Annotated in this window: 11 protein-coding genes; 8 read left to right on the top strand and 3 right to left on the bottom strand. The window is 67.5% G+C overall.

From position 1 onward, the window contains the following. Positions 1–127: 127 nt before the first annotated feature. The 8 genes from HEQ22_RS10925 (at position 128) to HEQ22_RS10890 (ending at position 11,600) form a co-directional block, all read left to right on the top strand. Entirely contained in the window at positions 128–2,107 is a 1,980-nt protein-coding gene (locus HEQ22_RS10925; RefSeq protein ID WP_432767923.1) for a serine hydrolase domain-containing protein, read from the top strand. Then, entirely contained in the window at positions 2,107–3,114 is a 1,008-nt protein-coding gene (locus HEQ22_RS10920; protein WP_432767922.1) for a dipeptide epimerase, read from the top strand. Before HEQ22_RS10925 ends, HEQ22_RS10920 begins: the two co-directional genes overlap by 1 nt. Positions 3,115–3,197: 83 nt before the next feature. Further along, positions 3,198–4,340, top strand: a complete 1,143-nt coding sequence (locus HEQ22_RS10915; protein WP_432767921.1) for a dipeptidase — start codon at positions 3,198–3,200, stop codon at positions 4,338–4,340. Between the two features lie 4 nt (positions 4,341–4,344). Continuing rightward, positions 4,345–6,531: a TonB-dependent receptor gene (locus tag HEQ22_RS10910; RefSeq protein ID WP_432767920.1), complete on the top strand. Its 2,187-nt coding sequence runs from the start codon at positions 4,345–4,347 to the stop codon at positions 6,529–6,531. Between the two features lie 20 nt (positions 6,532–6,551). Further along, positions 6,552–7,592 carry a DUF1611 domain-containing protein gene (locus tag HEQ22_RS10905; protein ID WP_432767919.1) on the top strand — a complete coding sequence of 347 codons (1,041 nt, stop codon included), beginning with the start codon at positions 6,552–6,554 and terminating at the stop codon, positions 7,590–7,592. A gap of 134 nt (positions 7,593–7,726) precedes the next feature. Next, a complete protein-coding gene (locus HEQ22_RS10900) occupies positions 7,727–8,851 on the top strand; it encodes a YkvI family membrane protein (RefSeq protein WP_432767918.1) in 1,125 nt (374 codons plus the stop codon). After that, complete coding sequence (locus tag HEQ22_RS10895) at positions 8,848–10,425, top strand: serine hydrolase (protein WP_432767917.1); 1,578 nt, start codon at positions 8,848–8,850, stop codon at positions 10,423–10,425. Before HEQ22_RS10900 ends, HEQ22_RS10895 begins: the two co-directional genes overlap by 4 nt. Next, complete coding sequence (locus tag HEQ22_RS10890) at positions 10,422–11,600, top strand: dipeptidase (RefSeq protein ID WP_432767916.1); 1,179 nt, start codon at positions 10,422–10,424, stop codon at positions 11,598–11,600. The genes HEQ22_RS10895 and HEQ22_RS10890 overlap by 4 nt, the downstream gene beginning before the upstream one ends. 6 nt (positions 11,601–11,606) lie before the next feature. Here the strand turns inward: HEQ22_RS10890 and HEQ22_RS10885 are convergent, their stop codons facing one another. The 3 genes from HEQ22_RS10885 to HEQ22_RS10875 all read right to left on the bottom strand — a co-directional run bounded on the left by HEQ22_RS10885 (position 11,607) and on the right by HEQ22_RS10875 (position 15,769). Then, the gene (locus tag HEQ22_RS10885) at positions 11,607–13,202 is read right to left on the bottom strand and encodes an acyl-CoA dehydrogenase family protein (protein WP_432770861.1); all 1,596 of its coding nucleotides are present in this window, start codon (positions 13,200–13,202) and stop codon (positions 11,607–11,609) included. Positions 13,203–13,350: 148 nt separating this feature from the next. Continuing rightward, positions 13,351–14,565, bottom strand: a complete 1,215-nt coding sequence (locus tag HEQ22_RS10880; protein WP_432767915.1) for an acetyl-CoA C-acetyltransferase — start codon at positions 14,563–14,565, stop codon at positions 13,351–13,353. Positions 14,566–14,599: 34 nt separating this feature from the next. Further along, positions 14,600–15,769 (bottom strand): acyl-CoA dehydrogenase family protein, encoded by a 1,170-nt coding sequence (locus HEQ22_RS10875; protein WP_432767914.1) that lies wholly within the window; start codon positions 15,767–15,769, stop codon positions 14,600–14,602. Between the last annotated feature and the right edge of the window lie 8 nt (positions 15,770–15,777).

The raw sequence follows: 15,777 nt of genomic DNA, 5'->3' as shown, positions 1-15,777 counted from the left end.
CGTTTGACAATTTTCTAATCAGGATCATTATGTCCCCATTGGGCTAAGTCACTTGGCCCATTGGTAAGGGGTCGTGCGACTTGCCGCAAGGTGTCGCGAGCGCGACGGGTAATGAAGGGGATATGCGATGCGTTTCATTCGCAAGCTGATGATCGGGCTGGCAGCACTGGCCGCCTTGCCACTGGCGGCGCAGGGGCCGGTGCCCGCGCCGACGGCGAAGCCGTCCGAAGCCGCTGCTGCCACCGCGCCGGCGGCATCGTCGCCGCCCGTCGCGCTCGACGCCGCCGATCTTGAAGCATGGATGGACGGTTATCTGCCCTATGCGCTCGAACGCGCGCGCATTCCCGGCGCGGTCGTCGTCGTGGTGCGCGGCGGCGAGACGATCCTGCAAAAGGGATATGGCTTTGCCGACGTCGCCAAGCGCGCTCCGGTATTGCCCGAAACCACGCTGTTCCGGCCCGGTTCGGTGTCGAAGCTGCTGACGTGGACCGCGGTGATGCAGCAGGTCGAAGCGGGCAAGATCGATCTCGACAAGGACGTCAACGCCTATCTGGATTTCAAGATTCCGCCGTTCGACGGCAAGCCGATCACGATGCGCAACATCATGACACACACCGCCGGCTTCGAAGAATCGGTGCGCCACCTGATCAGCAGCGATCCCAAGGCGGCGATGGCGCTGAAACAGCAGATGCCGCTGGCGCTGCCGCAGCGCGTCTTTGCGCCGGGAACGACGCCCGCCTATTCCAATTACGCCACCGCGCTGGCGGGCTATATCGTCGAGCGGGTGAGCGGCGAGCCGTTCGACACCTACATCGAAAATCACATCTTCACGCCGCTCGGCATGGACCATTCGACCTTTCGCCAGCCGCTCCCGGCGCGGCTCGCGCCGCACATGGCCAAGGGCTATCCCGACGTCACCCAAAAGCCGCGGCCGTTCGAGATCGTCATTCCCGCCCCGGCGGGCAGCCTGTCGGCGTCGGGCGCCGACATGGGCAAGTTCATGATCGCGCACCTCAACGACGGGGCCGGGCTGATGAAGCCTGAAACCGCCCGGATGATGCACGATTTCAAGGCGCCCGGCGTCGGCCCGCTCAACAGCATGGCGCTCGGTTTCTACGAGCAGTGGGTCAACGGCCGCCGCGCGATCGCGCATGGCGGCGACACCGTGTGGTTCCACAGCTATTTGTGGCTGTTCCCCGACTCCGACATCGGCATCTATGTGTCGATGAACAGCGCCGGCGCCGCGGGCGATGCGGGCGCGGTGCGCAGCGCGCTGTTCCACAAATTCGCCGATCGCTACCTTCCCGGCGGCGACGAAGGGGGGAGCGTCGATGCCCAGACCGCGCGCGACCATGCGCAGTTGATGGTCGGCAATTATGTCAGCAGCCGCGGATCGTTCACCAATTTCCTCAGCGTGCTCGGGCTGCTCGGCCAAGCGAGCATCTCGCTGACCGAAGACGGCAAGATCAGCTTTCCGGCGCTCGACGGCTTGGGCGCCGGCGCACGCGACTGGGTCGAAGTCGAACCGTTCGTGTGGCGCGACCGCGGCACCGGCGAACGGCTCGCCGCCGAAGTGAAGGACGGCCGCGTCGTCCGCTTCAGCGTCGATGCCGGGTCGCCGTTCATGGTGTTCATGCCCGCCCCGGCCGGCGTCAACGCCGCGTGGCTGAACCCCGCGCTGATCGCCGCGCTGCTCATCGTGCTGCTCGCGGCCTTCGCCTGGCCGGTGCGGGCGCTGGTCCGCCGCAGCTTCAAGGCCGAGTTTGCGCTCGCCGGCCCGGCGCGCCCTGCCTACCGCCTGTCGCGCATCTTCGCCTGGCTGGTGCTGGCGGCAGTGGCGGGCTGGATCGGGCTGATCGCCGCCTTCTCGGCCGATATCGGCAGCATCGGCGGCCCGCTCGACTGGCTGATCCACCTGCTCCGCGTGCTGACCCCGGTTGCCGCCTTCGGGTTGCTCGCCACTGCCGGCTGGCATCTGTGGCTGACGATCAAGGACAAGCGCCGCTGGACGATGAAGCTTGGCGCGGTGCTGCTCATCCTCGCGGCGCTGGTGCTGGTGTGGGTGACGATCGCCTTCAACCTCTATGGCTTCTCGATGGTCTATTGATGACGGTGATGGGCAAGCAGAAACTGGCGCTCGACCTGCGGGTCGAGCGCTTTCCCTACCACCAGCCGTTCCGCATTTCGGGGCATGTATTCACCGAGACCGCGCTGCTCGTCGCCACCCTGTCGGACGGGACGCACAGCGGGCGCGGCGAGGGCGCCGGGGTCTATTATCTGGGCGACGACATCGACCATATGCTGGGCGAGGCCAAGCGGGTGCGCCCGGCGATCGAGGCCGGGGCGACGCGCGCCGAGTTGCAGGATTTGCTCCCGGCCGGCGGCGCGCGCAACGCGCTCGATTGCGCCTGGTGGGAGCTGGAGGCGAAGCGCGCCGGGCAGCCGGTGTGGCAGCTCGCCGGGGTGGGGGCGCCAAAGGCGCTGCCCTCGACGCTGACCCTCGGCGCCGATAGTCCCGGCGCGATGGCGCGCGCCGCGCAGGCGATCGACCCGGCGGCCCCGATCAAGGTCAAGCTGACCGGCGACCTTTCCGACGATGTCGCGCGGGTCGAGGCGATCCGCGCGGAGCGGCCCGACGCATGGATCGGGGTCGATGCCAACCAGGGATATGACGTCACGACGCTGCGCGCGCTGTTGCCGGTGCTGGTCGCGAACCGGGTGGCGCAGCTCGAACAGCCGCTGCGGCGCGGCCGCGAGGCCGATCTCGACGGGCTGAAACGCCCGCTGCCGTTCGTGGCCGATGAAAGCGCGGTCACCTTTGCCGACACCGCCTCGCTCGTCGGGCGCTTCGACGTCGTCAACATCAAACTCGATAAATGCGGCGGGCTGACCGAAGGGCTGGCGATCGCGCGGCAGGCGAAGCTGCTGGGGCTCGACGTGATGGTCGGCAACATGATGGGCACCAGCCTGTCGATGGCGCCGTCGTTCGTGCTGGGGCAGCTGTGCGACATCGTCGACCTCGACGGCCCGACCTTCCTCGCGCGCGATCGCGAACCGGGGGTCGAATACCGGGGCGGCTGCATCCATTGCCCGGAGGATATTTGGGGAATCTGACGGCACATGTCCTATTTGGGTTGACAATTCTCTGATTAGGACAATAGTCTTCAAATTGTAAATTTCGTGAGTTGGAGGGTGGAATGACGCGATCATTCCCACTGACGCGCCGCGCACTGGTTGCCGGCGCGGTGGGCACCGCTTTGTCGGCACCGATGATCGGTCGGAGCAGCCTCGCTTTCGCGGCGGCGCCGGGGCGCAGCTATTCGCGGCGCGCGGTCGATCTGGTGGCGTCCTCGCTCGTCATCGACATGCTCGCGCCGCTCAAGATCACCCTGTCGCCCGATTATGTCGCGCACCGGCTGACCGACGCCGAAGCCGCCGAGTTCCGCGCCAGCGGTATCACCGGCTTCCACAATGCCTATGGCCTGGGCGGGCCCGGCGCGAAGGCGCAGGCGCTGGAGTATCTGGCCGGGTGGCAGGGCTTTGCCGGGCGCAACGCCCATGTCTTCACCCTCGTCGACAACGCCGCCGACCTCGACCGCGCCAAGGCCGACCGCAAATGCGCGGTCATCATGGGCATCCAGAATGCCGAGCATTTCGAAACGCTCGACGATGTCGCCACCTTCCGCCGCCTGGGTCTGCGCTGCGCGCAGCTGACCTATAACAGCCAGAACCGGCTGGGATCGGGCAGCACCGACCGCGTCGACGGCGGAGTCAGCGACTATGGCGCGGCAATCGTCGCCGAGATGGAAAAGCAGCGGATGCTGGTCGATGTCTCGCATTGCGGCGACCGCACCACGCTCGACGCCATCGAACTGGCGAAGGGGCCGATCGCGATCACCCACAGCAATGCGCGCGCGCTGATCGACCATCCGCGGGTCAAGACCGACGCCGCGATCAAGGCGCTCGCCGCCAAGGGCGGGGTGATGGGAATCACCGGGGTGCGCATGTTCATCCGCGCGACGGACCCGACTGACGTCGGCCACATGGTCGACCATATCGACCATGTCGCCAAGCTGGTCGGCGTCGAGCATGTCGGGATCGGTTCCGACGCCGACCTGCACGGCTATGACGACATGATCCCGGCGGAATATGCCGCGCTGAAGGGCGCCTACAAAGGCAGCTATGCCTTCCGCGACAAGATCGACATCGACGGGTTCGACCATCCGCGCAAGGTCTTCGACCTGACCGAGGAACTGATCCGCCGGGGCTATTCGAACGACAATATCACAGCGGTACTCGGCGGAAACTTTCGCCGGCTGCTCGCGCAAGTCTGGGGGTAAGACAATGAAAACGGGACTGATTATCGGGGCAAGCCTGGCCGCACTCGCGGTCGCAATGCCGGCACAGGCGCAGGACGCAGCCGCCATCGAAGCGTCGGGCGAGATCGTCGTCACGGCGCAGAAGCGGGTCGAAAATGTCCAGGACGTGCCGATCGCGATCAGCGTCGTCGGCGGCGAGGAATTGCAGGAGCAGGGATCGGCCTCGCTCGTCGATTATGCGGGCTACGTCCCCGGCATGAACGTCAGCAACGGCGGCACGCCGGGGCAGACGACGATCACGCTACGCGGCGTCGCGCCGCTCAACGGCAGCCAGACGGTCGGCATCTACCTCGACGACGCCCCGGTCGGGTCGAGCGCGATCTATAACCGCGCCGGCGCGTTCACCATCGACCTGATGCCCTATGACCTCGAACGGATCGAGGTGCTGAAAGGGCCGCAGGGCACGCTTTATGGCGCCAGCTCGATCGGCGGGCTGGTCAAATATGTGACCGTCCAGCCCGACACGACGCAGTTCAAGGTGCGCGCCGGAGTCGAGGGTTTCGCGATCAAGGGCGGCGACGGCCTCGGCTGGGGCGCGCAGGTGATGGTCAACGCGCCGATCGTTCAGGACAAGCTGGCGGTCAGCGGCAGCTTTGCCTGGCGCAGCACGCCGGGCTGGGTCGACAGCGTCAACAATGCCGCGCTCGACGACCAGAATAAATATGAACAGCGCGGCGGTCGCGTCGCCTTGCTGTGGACGCCGACGCCCGAGCTGAGCGTCAAGCTGGCGGGCCTCTGGCAGTCGCTCGATTCGGACGGCAACGGCCTCTATGCCGCCGACCTGACCGGCGAGCGACTCGGCGACGGGCGCTCGTTCAACAATTTCGTGCCCGAATCCTTCGACGTCGATCTCGACTATTATTCGGCGACGATCGATTATGATTTCGGCGCCGCGATATTGACCTCGGCGACGACCTATAGCGAGACGCAGAGCCGCCAGCTGCAGGACGCCAGCTATGCCTTCGGGGTGTTGTTCCCGTTCCTGACCAACCCGCCGATCGCGCCGGGGATCACGCCCTTCTATCTCGACCTCGGGCTGGAAAAATGGACGCAGGAGCTGCGCCTCGCCTCGCCCGGCGGCGGACGCTTCGAATGGCTGATCGGCGGTTTCTTCACCGACGAAACGACCAGCAATTCGCAGCTCGTCCGCTCGTTCGACATGGATGGCAACACCATTCCGGGGCTCGATCCGCTGGCGATCGTCGGCCTGCCGGCGACGTACAAGGAATATGCGGTGTTCGGCAACGCGACCTTCAAGCTGAGCGAGCAGTTCCATATTACCGGCGGCGTGCGCTGGGCGCGCAACGAGCAGACCTTCCGCCAGATCAGTTCGGGCGCCATCGTGCCGCAGGCGAACGATCCGGGCGAATCGGCGGAGAATGTCTTCACCTATTCGATCAGCCCGCAATTCCACATCACCGAGGATGCGATGCTCTATGGCCGCCTCGCCACCGGCTATCGTCCCGGCGGGCCGAACGTCATCGTCCCCAATGTGCCGCCGACGGTCGATGCCGACCGGATGAAGAATTACGAGATCGGGCTGAAGGCCGACCTCGCCGACCGCATGGTGTCGGTCGACGTCGCGCTGTTCTGGATGGACTGGACCGACATCCAGGTCGTGCGCGCCTTTGGCGGCGTGTCTGGCGGCGCGAACGGCGGCAAGGCGACGAGCAAGGGGGTCGAGGGCAGCTTTGCGGTGCGCCCCGTCACCGGCCTGACGATCAGCGCCACCGGCAGCTACACCGATTCGACGCTGAGCGAAGACGTGCCCGAAATCAGCGGGTTCGACGGCGACCGCCTGCCCGCGGTGCCGAAGTACAGCGGCGCGCTGCGCGCCGATTACGAGTTCGAGATCGGCGGCGGCAACCGCGGCAGCCTTGGCGCCGGCGTCCGCCACGCGAGCAGCCGGCTGTCGCTGGTCGAGAGCGATCCGCTGGTCGCGCGCGCCAAGCCCTATACCTCGGTCGATCTCAATGCGTCGGTAACCTTCAGCGACCACTGGACGCTGCGGGCCTATGCGCGCAACCTGCTCGACAACAAGGGTGAGATGGCGCGGTCGACCTTTGCCGACGGGCTGAACCGGCCGAGCTTCCTGGGCATCTCGCCGTTGCAGCCGCGCACGATCGGCGTCGCGCTTGACATGGCTTTTTGAGCGGATTGGAGTTGGACACGATGAACGCGCCCACCGGACGCCTGTCCGACAGCCTTGTCCTGCCGCAGCCCTATCTGCTGTTCCTTGGTGACACCACGGAGGCGAGCTTTGCAAAGACCGCCTTTGGGCTCGCCGACTGGGCGGCGGACCGCTGCGTCGGCGAACTGGCGACCGACGGGTGCACCGTCACCACCGGCCTGCCGCGGCTCGACCCCGCTGCGGCGCGGGCGGCCGGGGCACGGTCGCTGGTGATCGGCGTCGCCAACCAGGGCGGGGTGATCGGGGCAAACTGGGTCGCGGCGCTGGTCGCGGCGATGGAGGCGGGGCTGGACATCGTCAGCGGGCTGCACGTCCGGCTGGCGAGCGTCCCGGCGCTGGCCGATGCGGCACGGCGCACCGGGCGGCGGCTGATCGACGTCCGCACCCCGCCCGCCGACATCCCGATCGGCACCGGGCGCAAGCGCAGCGGCAAGCGGCTGCTGACCGTCGGCACCGACTGCGCGCTCGGCAAGAAATATACTGCGCTGGCGCTGCACCGCGCCTTCACCGACCGCGGGCTCGACGCCGACTTCCGCGCGACCGGGCAGACGGGGATCATGATCGCCGGCGGCGGCATCCCGATGGATGCGGTGGTGTCGGACTTCGAGGCCGGCGCCGCCGAGATATTGAGCCCCGACGCGCCCGCCGAGCATTGGGACGTGATCGAGGGGCAGGGGTCGATCTTTAACCCCGCCTATGCCGCGGTGTCGCTGGGGCTGCTCCACGGCAGCCAGCCCGACGTCTTCGTCGTCTGCCATGATCCGTCGCGCAAGGTCATCCTGGGCATGGAGAGTTTCGCGCTGCCGAGCGTCGAGGAGGTCATCGACCTGACGGTTCGCCTCGGCAGCCGCACCAATGCCGCGATCCGCTGCGCCGGGGTGAGCCTCAACACCTCCAGCCTTGGCGTCGGCGAGGCCGAGGCGCTGATCGGCGCCGAGAGCCGCCGGCTAGGGCTGCCGGTCGCCGATCCGATCCGCGGCGGCGCGGCGTTCGCGGCGCTGGTCGACAGCTGCCTCGCATGATGGCCGGTTTTTGTACCCCTGCGAAGGCAGGGGCCCATCTCCGGCCTTCGCGAAATCCAGCGAGCGGCTGGTGGTGACGATGGTCCAGGTGATGGGCCCCTGCCTTCGCAGGGGCACAGGCGAGGAAGCAACCGATGCCGTCCAAGTCTAACTGGTTCCAGCGCTTCCTGCTGCCGGGCTTCGCGCTGAAGGCGGTGATCATCGGCGGCGGTTACGCCACCGGGCGCGAGCTCGCCGAATATTTCGTACCGGCGGGGCCGTGGGGCGGGCTCGCGGGCATGTTCCTCGCGATGACGATCTGGAGCGTCGTTGCCGCGATCACCTTTGCGCTCGCGCGCCAGTGGCACGCCTATGATTATCGCAGCTTTTTCGAGCGGCTGCTCGGCCCCGGCTGGATCGCGTTCGAGCTCGCCTATCTGATCTTCGTCATCCTGATCATCGCGGTGTTCGGCGCTGCGGCGGGCGAGATCGGGGCGGCGACCTTCGGCTGGCCGCCGTTTGCGGGGTCGGTGCTGCTTGCCGCCGCGATCCTGCTCGCCACCGCCTTCGGCACCGCCGGGGTTGAACGTCTGTTCCAATATGCCTCGATGCTGATCTACGCCGTCTATGCGCTGTTCCTCGTCTTCGCGCTCGCCAGTTTCGGCGACCTGATCGGTCAGGGGTTCGCCAACGCGCCGCCGCCGTCGGGCAACTGGGTCGCGGGCGGCATCACCTATGCCAGCTATAATATCGTCGGCGCGGCGATGATCCTGCCGGTGCTGCGCCACCTGACCAGCCAGCGCGACGCGGTGGTTGCGGGGCTGATCGCCGGGCCGCTATCGATGCTGCCCGCGATCCTGTTTTTCGTCGCGATGATGGCCTTTTACCCCGCGATCGGCGCCGAAACCTTGCCGTCCGATTTCCTGCTGCGCCAGATGGCGGTGCCGGGCTTCCATGTCCTGTTCCAGCTGATGATCTTCACTGCGCTGCTCGAGAGCGGGGTCGGCGCGCTCCATGCGATCAACGAACGCATCGCCGCCGCCATGGAAGCGCGCGCCCGCCCGGCGCCGGGGCCCGCCGCGCGCTCGATCATCGGCGCCGCGATCCTTGCCGGCTGCATGCTCGTCGCGGCGCGCATCGGGCTGATCGACCTGATCGCCAGCGGCTACCGCTTCCTCGCGTGGCTGTTCCTCGCGGTCTATGTCGTGCCTTTGCTCACCCTCGGCGTCTGGCGCCTGCTGCGCCCGGCCCCCCTGCCGCAACCGGAGCCCGTCCCATGAAAGCCGCCCGCCTGCTCGCCTTGTCGCTGCTGTTGTCCGTATCTGCGCCCGCCTGGGCCGAACCGCCCGCCGACATCGCCGAAAGCGTCGAGGCGCTGCGCCAGAAGGTCGGCGCCCCCGGCGTGTCGATCGCGATCGTCGAGGACGGCCGGACGACGCTGTCGCGCGGCTGGGGGGTGCGCAAGCTCGGCGCGCGGGCGCCGGTCGACAAGGCGACGCTGTTCCAGACCGGGTCGACCGGCAAGGCGATGACCGCCGCGGCGCTCGCGATCCTCGTCGATGACGGCAAGATCGGCTGGGATGATCCGGTGATCCGGCATATGCCGTGGTTCCGCATGTACGACCCGTGGGTGACGCGCGAGATCACGATCCGCGACCTGCTCGTCCACCGCAGCGGGCTGGGGCTGGGGCAGGGCGACCTGATGTTCGTGCCGCGCACCCATCTGACGCGCAAACAAACCGTGGAGCGCGTCGCGCATCTCAAACCCAAGACCAGTTTCCGCTCGGCCTATGCCTATGACAATATCCTCTACGCCGTCGCCGGACAGCTGATCGAGGAGGTCACCGGCAAGACGTGGGAGGCGTTCATGCGCGAGCGCGTGCTGCGCCCGGGCGGGATGACCGACGGCACGACCGACAGCGAAGACCGCTTCCGCATTGCCAACCGCTCGTGGCCGCATGCGCGGCTGTCGGGTCCGCTGCGCGGCCTCGGCGACCAGCAGGCGCTCGACGAGCGCGACGAGCTCGGGCGCAACGGCGCCCCGGCCGGCGGGCTGGCGCTCAGCGCTGACGATATGGCGGCGTGGCTGAAGGTCCAGCTCGCGCACGGCGCGCTGCCCGGCGGCAAACGGCTGTTCAGCGAAGCGCAGGCGGCCGAGATGTGGAAGCCGGTGACGCCGATGCCGATCACCCCGTTGCCCGACAGCCTGAAGCCCGCGGAGCCGACGCAGCAGGCCTATGCGCTCGGCTGGCAGGTGCAGGATTATCGCGGCCACCGCATCATCCAGCACGGCGGCGGGGTGTTCGGATCGATCACCCGCGTCGTGATGATCCCTGACAGGAATGTCGGCTTCGCGATCATGATGAACAGCGAGGACAGCGGGATGCTGCTCGGGCTCAGCTACGACCTGCTCGACCATTATCTGGATCAGCCCGACTATGGCTGGATCGATAAGTGGGAGGATTGGTACCAGTCGCGGCTCGCCGGCGGGGTCGAGTTCCTCAAGCAGAAACAGGCCTCGCCAGTGCAAAGCGGTCCCTCGCTTGTGCTGGCGGGCTATGCCGGGCGCTATCGCGATCCCTGGTATGGCGACATCGTGATCGGCCAGGCGGCGACCGGGCTGACGATCGACTTCACCTCGACCCCGCGCATGGCGGGACGGCTGAAGCATTGGCAGTATGACAGCTTCGTCACCGATTTCGACGATCCGGCGATCGAGCCCGCTTATGTGACCTTCGCGCTCGACGCCGACGGCAAGGTCACCGGGGTGACGATGAAGGCGGTGAGCCCGATCGCCGACTTCAGCTGGGATTATCACGATCTCGACCTGAAACCCGTGGAGGACAAACAGTGACGCGTTTTGAGATTTTGCTGGCGGCGACCGCGCTGTCGGGTTGCTCGGGCAGCGGCGAGGCGGTGAAGACGCCCGAGGCGCCGCTGCACAGCCGGATGCTCGTGCTCGACACCCATCTCGACACCCCGCTCCATTTCGAGCGTGCGGGGTGGAGCTTCGGCGAGCGCCATGCGCTGGCGGACGACCTGTCGCAGCTCGATATCCCGCGGATGCAGGACGGCAATCTCGACGGCGGTTTCTTCACCATCTACACCGAACAGGGGCCGCTGACCGCGGCCGGTTACGCGGCGGCGCTGGCGCATGCACGGAAGCGGTCGGAGCTGATCGACCGAACGATCGCGGCCAACAGCGCGGCGATCGCCCCCGCGCTGACCGCCGCCGACGCCGAGCGGCTCGACAAGGCCAGCAAGCTGATCGCCTTCAAGTCGATGGAGAACAGCTATCCGCTCGGCGAAGACCTGTCGCTGCTGGAGGAATTTTACGCCAAGGGCGTGCGGATGGCGGGGCCGGTGCATTCGGCGGACAACCAGCTCGCCGACAGCGCGACGGGTAAGGGGCGCTGGCAGGGACTCAGCCCGCTCGGCAAGCAGTGGGTGACCGAGATGAACCGGCTGGGCATCGTCATCGACGCGAGCCATGCGTCGGATGCCGCGTTCGACCAGCTGCTGGCGCTGTCGAAATACCCGATCATCCTGTCGCATTCGAGCCTGCGCTCGGCACACGACCACCCGCGCAACCTGGACGAAGGGCGGCTGAAGGCGCTCGCGGCGAAGGGCGGGGCGATGTGCATCTCGACCATCTTCATGTCCGAGATGAACATGACCCCGGCGCGCGCCAATCTGTTCGGGCAATATGAGGCGATGGGGACGATGACCCCCGCCGAGCAGGCCGAGGTCACCCGCCAGTGGCGCGAACTCGACCGGACCGAGGCGATGTGGGCGGCCGACTTCGAAGATTATATGACGATGGTGCTGCGCGCGATCGAGGTCGGCGGCGTCGACCATATCTGCTTCGGCGCCGACTGGGACGGCGGCGGCGGGCTGGCAGGAATCGAGGATATCTCGGCGCTGCCCAAGGTCAGCGAGCGATTGAGAGCGGCGGGATATTCGGACGCCGACCTCGCGAAAATGTGGGGCGGCAACGTCCTGCGCGTGCTGGCGGCGCAGGGAAAATAAGGCGCGCTAGTTGCGCCCGCCGACGAGGCCGCGCGCGATGACCTGCGCCTGGATTTCGGCGGCGCCTTCGAAGATGTTCAGGATGCGCGCGTCGCAGAGGATGCGGCTGATCTCATATTCGAGCGCATAGCCGTTGCCGCCGTGGATCTGCAGGCTGGCGTCGGCGTTCGACCAGGCGGCGCGGGCGCCGAACAGCTTGGCCATCCCCGCCTCGATATCGCAGCGCTTGCCTGAATCCTTGGCGCGCGCCGCGGCATAGCTGAGCTCGCGCGCCATCACGAAATCGACGAGGCTCATCGCCAGCTTGTCCGACACGCGCGGGAAAGCGATGATCGCCTGACCGAATTGCTTGCGGGTGACGGCATAATCCAGCGCGAGTTCGAGCGCGCGGCGCGCGACCCCGACCGCGCGCGCCGCGGTCTGGATGCGCGCGCCCTCGAAAGTGCGCATCAATTGTTTGAAGCCTTGCCCTTCCGCGCCGCCGAGCAGCGCGCCGGCGGGGGCGTGCATCGCATCGAACTGCAGCGCATATTCGCGCATCCCGCGATAACCGAGCACTTCGATCTCGCTGCCGGTCATGCCGGCGGCGGGGAAGGGGTCGGCTTCGCTGCCGCGCGGCTTGCGGACGAGCAGCATCGACAGGCCGGCATAGCCTTTTGCATCGGGTACCGTGCGCGCGAGCAGCGTCATCAGGTCGGAGCGCGCGGCGTGGGTGATCCAGTTTTTGGCGCCGTCGATCACCCAATGCTCGCCTTCGCGCCGCGCCCGGGTCTGCAAGGCGCCGAGGTCGGAGCCGACATCGGGTTCGGTGAACACCGCCGTGGGCAGGATGGCGCCGCTGGCGATCCGCGGCAGCCATTCGGCCTTTTGCGCGTCGGTGCCGCCCAGCACGATCAGCTCGCCCGCGATTTCGGAGCGGGTGCCGAGCGACCCGGCGCCGATCCACCCGCGCGACAGCTCCTCGGTGACGATGCACATGACCAGCTTGCCGAGCCCCAGCCCGCCATAGGCTTCGGGGATGCAGACCCCGAAGGTGCCGAGATCGGCCATCGCCTGCACCGCCGTGTCGGGGATCAGGTCGTTGGCGAGGTGCCAGCGGTGCGCGTGGGGCAGGATCGCGGCATCGGTGAAGCGGCGATACTGGTCGCGGATCGCGTCGAGATCGGCATCGTGCAGCGTCTCGCTCGGCCACTGGCCAGCGGCCAGCGCCGCGGCGACGGCGGCGCGGGTCGCGGCGTGGTCGGTATCGAGCAGCCCGGTGCAGGCGTCGGCCAGCGTCCGCGCGGCGGCGCCGAGCCCGAGGTCGGCGGGGCGGAACATCTCGTTCTGCCCCATCGGCAGGCCGCCGGTGAGCTGACCGATGGCTTCGGCGAACGCGAGGGTGGCGATCTGCGGGTCGATCGGGTTTGCGTCGTTGCCGGCCTCGCACCACGCCAGCGTGGCCTCCATTGCCGCAACCGTCGTCGCGACCCAGGCGAAGCCATGCGCGGCGCGCTGTTCGCGGTCGATCGGGTTTGCGGCCAGCCGTTCGGCGAGCGCCGCCTGCGCGGCACCGCGATAGGTTTGCGCCGCGGCCAGCGCGCTGTTCAGAGCGGCGGGCATCATCAGAGCCAGCTCCCTTTTTCGTCGTCACCCCGGACGTGATCCGGGGCCCATTCCGGCGCCGATGTCATGGACCCCGGATCAGGTCCGGGGTGACGAGGCGGAGGGAGCCTGTTCAAACCGACTGCCTGTGGCTCATCATCGCCGATCAAGCCGCCCGCTCGAAGATCGCCGCGATGCCCTGACCGCCGCCGATGCACATGGTCTCCAGCCCGTAGCGACCGTCGCGGCGCACCAGTTCGCGGGTCAGGTTGGCGAGGATGCGGCCGCCGGTGGCGCCGATCGGATGGCCGAGCGAGATGCCCGAGCCGTTGACATTGAGGATATCGTTCCGGCTGTCGCCGTCTGACCAGCCCCAGCCTTTCAGCACCGCGAGCACCTGCGGCGCAAAGGCTTCGTTCAGTTCGACGAGGTCGATGTCGCCCCAGCCGAGGCCGCTACGCGCGAACAGCCGCTCGACCGCGGGGACGGGGCCGATGCCCATCCGGCTGGGGTCGCAGCCCGCCGCCGCCGAGCTGTGATACCAGGCGATCGGTTCCAGCCCGAGCTCGTCGAGCTTGTCCTCGGCGACGACGAGACAGGCGGCCGCGGCGTCGTTCTGCTGGCTGGCGTTGCCCGCGGTGACGACGCCGCCTTCGAGCGCGCGCAGCTTGCCGAGCGTTTCGGGGGTCGCGTCGGCGCGATAGCCCTCGTCGTGCGCGAAGACGACCGGATCACCCTTTTTCTGCGGCACCGACACCGGCACCAGCTCGTCGTCGAACAGCCCGTTCGCCCACGCCGCGGCGGCGCGCTGGTGGCTGCGCGCGGCATAGGCGTCGCACGCCTCGCGGCTGATGTCATAGTCCTTGGCGAGGTTTTCGGCGGTTTCGATCATGCCGGTGATGACGCCGAAGCGTTCGACCGGCTGCGACATCACGCGGCCGCGGGTCAGCCGGTCGTGGAGGGTCAGGTTGCCGGCGCGGATGCCCTTGCGGATATCGGTGCTGTAATGTTCGACGTTCGACATCGATTCGACGCCGCCCGCCACGACGACGTCGGACATGCCGGTCTGGATCATCATCGCGGCGTTGACGATCGCCTGCAGTCCCGATCCGCAGCGGCGGTCGAGCTGGTATCCCGGCACTTCGAGCGGCAGCCCCGCGGCGAGCCACGACCAATGGCCGATGCACGGCGCCTCGCCATTGCCATAGCCTTGCGAAAAGACGACGTCGTCGACCCGCGCGGGGTCGATCTTCGTGCGCTCGACCAGCGCCTTCAGGATCACCGCGCCCAGGTTGCCGGCAGTCATCGACGACAAAGCGCCGCCAAACTTGCCGACGGGGGTACGGATCGGGGCGACGATGGCGGCGCGGCGCAGGGTCATGGGAAGTCTCCGGTTGGTGGCGGGGCGGGCGCGATCAGCCCTGAGCGTGGAATTCGCGCAGCATATGCTTGGCGATCTGGAGTTGCAGGATCTGCGTAGTGCCTTCGTAGATGCGATAGATGCGCGCATCGCGAAAGAAGCGTTCGGCGTCATATTCGGCAAGATAGCCGGCGCCGCCATAGACCTGGACGCAGCGATCGACGACGCGCCCGCACATCTCGCTGGCGAACACCTTGAACGCCGCGGCCTTGCACAGGACATTCTCGCCCGCGTCGGCGCGGCGGGTGACGTCGGCCATCATGCATTCGGCGGCATAGATTTCGGTCTCGCTTTCGGCGAGCATCTGCTGGATCAGCTGGAAATTGGCGATCGGTTCGCCGAACGCCTTGCGCTCGGTCGCATAGCGGATCGCGCTGTCGAGCGCGCGGCGCGCGTAAGCGGTCGCCGCGGCTCCGACCGACATGCGCCCGTTGTCGAGGCTCATCATCGCAAAGGCGAAACCCTTGCCCAGCTCGCCGCCGAGCAGCGCCTCACCCCCCACACGCACGTCGTCCATGACGACATCGGCGATGTGGCTGCCCGCCTGGCCCATCTTTTTGTCCGCCTTGCCGATCGACACGCCGGGCGCGTCCATCGGCACGATGAAGGCCGACACGTGGGCGTTCTTGGGCAGGTTTTCCTTGGCTGTCCGCGCCATGATCAGGCCGACCTTGGCGAAGGGCGAATTGGTGATGTAGCGTTTCGTGCCGTTCAGCACCCAGCCGTTGTCGGTCTGCACCGCGGTCGTCTGCAGCCCTGCCGAATCGGAACCCGAACCCGGTTCGGTGAGCCCGAAGCAGGCGATCTCGCCCGCCGCGACGCGCGGCAGCCACTCGGCCTGCTGCGCCGCAGTACCGCCGTTCTTGAGCGCCGAGGCGAACATGCCGATGTTGATCGAGATGATCGAGCGGAATGCCGGCATCGCATAGGACAGGGTGTGGATCGTCGCGATATATTGGCTGACGTTCATTCCGGCGCCGCCATGCTCCTCGGGGATCGTCAGCCCGAACAGGCCCATCTCGCGCATTTCGGACAGGATGTCGGCGGGGATGGCGTCGCTCTCGATAATCTCGCGCTCGGCGGGCAGCAGGCGCTCGCGGACATAGCGGCCGAGCTGGTCGATAAACTGGTCGAAAACGTCTGCGTCCATGCCGGAATTGGTCATCGTCGGAT

This window comes from Sphingopyxis sp. (assembly GCF_050916055.1).
Lineage (GTDB): Bacteria > Pseudomonadota > Alphaproteobacteria > Sphingomonadales > Sphingomonadaceae > Sphingopyxis.
Note: the sequence above shows the minus strand (reverse complement) of the source record. Positions and strands in the feature narration are given on the sequence as shown.